Below are 4,370 nucleotides of genomic sequence, written 5' to 3'. Positions count from 1 at the left end.
ATCGACCGCCACGGCGCACTGTGGGATTCCAGCACCTTCAACGCGGATTTCAAATCAGTCCTGCTGAAACGCGCGTCACAGTCGTTATTGCTGATCGACAAAAGCAAATTCAATCGTTCCGGAGAAGCCCGACTCGGTCATCTGGATGACGTAACGCATATTGTGTCGGACACGCCGCAGTCATAAACACTAACGGGAATGGGTTGCAGACCTGATGAACAACAGTGCATCAGATCTGCAACGGCGCGAGCTAGCGCTCGTCGCGACGTCCGCCTACGGCGGCCCACAGGCGACGCACGTGCACCGTCACTTCTTCACGGTCGTGGTATAACTGCCGCGCCTGAATTTGCGCATTCACACCATGCTCATCAAGCTGCGCCTGGAGATAGGTCAGATTCTGCGAGACCTCTTCGTAGCGTTTTTTCATTGGCAACTTGAGATTAAAGATAGTTTCCCGGCACCAGCCGTTGACCAACCACTGCGCCATCAACGCCGCCACTTTCGCCGGCTTCTCAACCATATCGCACACCATCCACGAGATGTTGTTGCGGTTGGGGCGATACTTAAAGCCGTCTTCGCGCAGCCAGGTAACCTGTCCGGTATCCATCAGACTTTGTGCCATCGGGCCGTTATCGACCGAATACACCCACATATTGCGTTTGACCAGTTGGTAGGTCCAGCCGCCGGGGCAGGCGCCTAAATCCACCGCGTACATCCCGTTTGCCAGACGCTCATCCCACTCATCTTGCGGAATAAACACGTGCAACGCTTCTTCCAGCTTCAGCGTCGAGCGGCTGGGCGCATCGGCTGGGAACTTCAGGCGCGGAATGCCCATATAGTACGGCGAGTTATTACTGGCATACGAGTAACCGGTATAGCAGCAGCCTGGCGCGATAAAAAAGACGTGCACCACCGGGCGCTTCGGCGTCTCATAATTCGTCAGCACGCCAGCCTCGCGCAGGGCGGCTCGCAGCGGCACCGTGAATTTGCGACAGAACTTCATCAGCTCTTTACTTTCGTTCGTATCCGCCACTTCCACACGCAGATCGCCACCCTTTTCCACCACGCCCTGCAACATGCCGACAATCGGCGTAATGCGATCTTCCGGCGGCAAGTGCTGGAGCAACTCGCCGACCACAAACCACTGGCGGGCAAAAATCAGCGAACTGAACGGCAGCTCGCTGATAATTTTTTCGGCGTCTTCGGCCTGATAGCACTCATAGATGACATAGCCCGCATTTTCTTTGACGCGGGCAAAACCGAAATACTCCCGACGCCCTGCTTTATCGGTGATTTCTGCGGCACACTCTTTTTCAAAGCCCGGGCGACACAACAACACAACCTTATTCATGAACTATGCCCTTACGCTTCAAACGGATGGCGCCGATTAACATCAGCACCCAACCTGCCAGGAAGCTGACGCCGCCGACAGGGGTAACAAACGCCCACAGGCGCAGATGAGACAGCGCCAGGCAATACAGGCTGCCGCTAAACAGCACCGTTCCTAGCGCGAGGAAAACGCTACTCCAGTAAAACCAGATGCTGATCCGGCGTTGCATCGCAACCGACAGCCCGAATATCGCCAGCGTATGAAACGCCTGATATTGCAGGCCGGTCTGGATCCAGCTCATTTCAACCACACCGAGGGTTTTGCTCAGGACATGCGCACCGAAAGCCCCCAGAGCGACATAAATAAAGCCGCTGATAGCGGCAAAAATCAGCATAAAACGGCTGGTCATGGTAATACCCTACGTAAGTTATTGTTCGTAACGAAAGCGGAATTTCTCTTGTTCCGTGGCCGCTTTCGCCAGTATCCACTGACGGAAGGCGGCTATTTTACCCAGTTCTGCCTGACTGTCATGACAAACCAGATAAAATGCGTTTTTACTGACCAGTACATCATTAAACGGGCAGACCAGTCGCCCCGCTTCAATTTCTGACTGCGCCATCACGTTATTCGCCAGCGCTACGCCCTGTCCGTGGATAGCGGCCTGCAGCACCATCGCGCTGTGGCTAAAGATAGGGCCCTGCTGAACGTTGATGTGATTTAACCCTAGCTGTCGCGTGTAAGTTTGCCAGTCACGACGTGAGGCATCATGTAGCAAAGTATGCGAAGCCAAATCCTCTGGCGATTTCAGGGGTTTATCGCCCGTCAACAGCAACGGCGAACACACTGGCAACAGATATTCGGCGTACAATTTCTCTACGCGCAGTCCAGGCCAGTTACCGCGACCATAAAAAATCGCCACGTCAACATCGTCCGCCAGTTTGTCTTCCTGACGGTCCACGGCCTGGATTCTGACGTCAATTCCCGGATAAGCTGAGTTAAAGCTAGAGAGTCGGGGCACCAGCCACTGAATCGCAAAACTGGGCAATAAACTGACCGTCAACGCCCCCTTTGCACTTCGCGCCTGAAGTTTACGCGTCGCTTCGGTTAATTGCGAAAAAATCTCTTTTATGTCGAGAAAGTAGCTCTGTCCTTCTTCAGTAAGAAGAAGAGAACGGTTGCGTCGGCGAAACAGCTTAAGTCCCAAAAAATCCTCAAGTGACTTGATTTGGTGGCTTACTGCGGCCTGCGTCACAAAAAGCTCTTCTGCTGCGCGGGTGAAGCTCAGATGCCGTGCGGCGGCATCAAAAACACGTAATGCGTTCAGAGGTGGAAGTCGTTTTGACATGGCTTTTAAACTTTGATGTTAAAAGAATTTAACAATTAAGCTACACTGTGTAACCTATTAGTTTTTTTAATCTGAGCCATTATAATTTGTCCGTTGAGGAACTACCAGCAAATACCTATAGTGGCGGCACTTCCTGAGCCGGAACGAAAAGTTTTATCGGAATGCGTGTTCTGGTGGGCTTTTGGCTTACGGTTGTGATGTTGTGTTGTTGTGTTTGCAATTGGTCTGCGATTCAGACCACGGTAGCAACGCTACCCTTTTTCACTTCCTGTACATTTACCCTGTCTGTCCATAGTGATTAATGTAGCACCGCCAATTTGCGGTGCTTTTTTTTACCTACTCTCTACCGACTACTGATCCAACTCGACCATCTCTTTCACATCGGTACGATTGATCTGCTGTTTGTTGCCATTAGCGTCCTTGTACGAAATCATCCCGGTTTCATCATCGGTTTTCGGCTTACCGTCCGCAACGATGCTACGCCCGTCATTGGTGTGCATCACGTAGTTCGGACCGGAACAGGCGCTCAGAGCAAAAGTCAGCATACATGCGGAAATAATTGCGGCAGTCTTTTTCATCTTCTTCTCCTTAAAGCTGTTTATGCTATTAAAAACGTACTCCGTAACAGGCAAAAAGATTTGCCTAACATAATTCAGCATAAGCTACTGGTCTGATTTCGCCACAACATCCAGAAGATTCCTGGTGACCGTACACTTCTTGAATCAACGACCAATTTGCGCCACGATCGGATTACTGAACCGAGGAATACCATGAACGCTTTCAATCCCGCGCAGTTTCGCGCGCAATTTCCGGCACTCGCTGACGCGGGCGTCTATCTGGATAGCGCCGCGACGGCCCTTAAACCGCAGGCCGTCATCGAGGCGACCCGGCAGTTCTATAGCCTGAGCGCTGGCAACGTCCATCGCAGCCAGTTCGCCGAAGCTCAGCGCCTGACCGCGCGCTATGAGGCCGCACGGGAAAAAGTGGCGCGTTTGCTGAATGCGCCAGATGACAAAACCATCGTCTGGACCCGGGGCACCACGGAGGCCATCAATATGGTGGCGCAGAGTTATGCCCGCCCTCGCCTGCAACCGGGCGATGAAATCATCGTCAGCGTCGCGGAGCATCACGCGAATCTCGTGCCGTGGCTGATGCTCGCAGAGCAAACTGGGGCAAAAGTGGTCAAGCTGCCGCTCAATGCCCAGCACCTGCCTGACGTTGAACGTCTGCAGACAATCATCACCCCGCGCAGCCGAATTCTCGCGCTGGGGCAGATGTCGAACGTGACCGGCGGCTGCCCGGACTTAGCCCGTGCGATTACCCTCGCCCATGCCGCAGGCATGGTAGTGATGGTGGATGGCGCACAGGGAGCCGTCCATTTCCCGGCGGATGTCCAGGCGCTCGACATCGATTTCTACGCCTTCTCAGGCCATAAGCTGTACGGTCCAACCGGTATCGGCGTGCTTTACGGCAAACCGGCGCTGCTGGAGGCCATGTCGCCATGGCTCGGTGGCGGTAAGATGATCAACGACGTCAGTTTCGAGGGCTTCACAACCCAGGCCGCACCGTGGAAGCTCGAAGCAGGTACCCCAAACGTCGCTGGCGTGATTGGCATGAGCGCCGCGCTGGAATGGCTAGCCGATGTTGATATCGTCCAGGCGGAAAGCTGGAGTCGGGGGCTGGCTACGCTGGCGG

The 4,370-nt window shown here is 53.9% G+C and carries 5 protein-coding genes and 1 pseudogene; 2 read left to right on the top strand and 4 right to left on the bottom strand.

The window, feature by feature from the left end; translation table 11 throughout:
• Window positions 1–186 (top strand): annotated as a pseudogene (locus AB7E14_RS21105) (L-fucose operon activator); the annotation flags it as partial.
• A gap of 64 nt (window positions 187–250) precedes the next feature.
• Here the strand turns inward: AB7E14_RS21105 and rlmM are convergent.
• The 4 genes from rlmM to AB7E14_RS21085 all read right to left on the bottom strand — a co-directional run bounded on the left by rlmM (window position 251) and on the right by AB7E14_RS21085 (window position 3,253).
• Window positions 251–1,351, bottom strand: coding sequence for a 23S rRNA (cytidine(2498)-2'-O)-methyltransferase RlmM (rlmM, locus tag AB7E14_RS21100; RefSeq protein ID WP_316962029.1), 1,101 nt, complete (start codon window positions 1,349–1,351; stop codon window positions 251–253).
• Window positions 1,344–1,739: a DUF423 domain-containing protein gene (locus AB7E14_RS21095; protein ID WP_316962030.1), complete on the bottom strand. Its 396-nt coding sequence runs from the start codon at window positions 1,737–1,739 to the stop codon at window positions 1,344–1,346. The genes rlmM and AB7E14_RS21095 overlap by 8 nt, the downstream gene beginning before the upstream one ends.
• Window positions 1,740–1,757: 18 nt before the next feature.
• Complete coding sequence (gcvA, locus tag AB7E14_RS21090) at window positions 1,758–2,675, bottom strand: glycine cleavage system transcriptional regulator GcvA (RefSeq protein WP_042999488.1); 918 nt, start codon at window positions 2,673–2,675, stop codon at window positions 1,758–1,760.
• 350 nt (window positions 2,676–3,025) lie between these two features.
• Window positions 3,026–3,253: a YgdI/YgdR family lipoprotein gene (locus AB7E14_RS21085; RefSeq protein WP_042322452.1), complete on the bottom strand. Its 228-nt coding sequence runs from the start codon at window positions 3,251–3,253 to the stop codon at window positions 3,026–3,028.
• A gap of 192 nt (window positions 3,254–3,445) precedes the next feature.
• Here AB7E14_RS21085 and csdA point away from each other — a divergent pair.
• A partial coding sequence (gene csdA, locus AB7E14_RS21080; protein WP_428169904.1) for a cysteine desulfurase CsdA occupies window positions 3,446–4,370 on the top strand: 925 nt, incomplete at its 3' end.

Source organism: Citrobacter sp., assembly GCF_050252275.1.
In the GTDB taxonomy this organism is placed as follows: Bacteria; Pseudomonadota; Gammaproteobacteria; order Enterobacterales; family Enterobacteriaceae; genus Citrobacter_A; species Citrobacter_A amalonaticus.
This window is presented reverse-complemented; position numbering and strand designations above follow the sequence as displayed.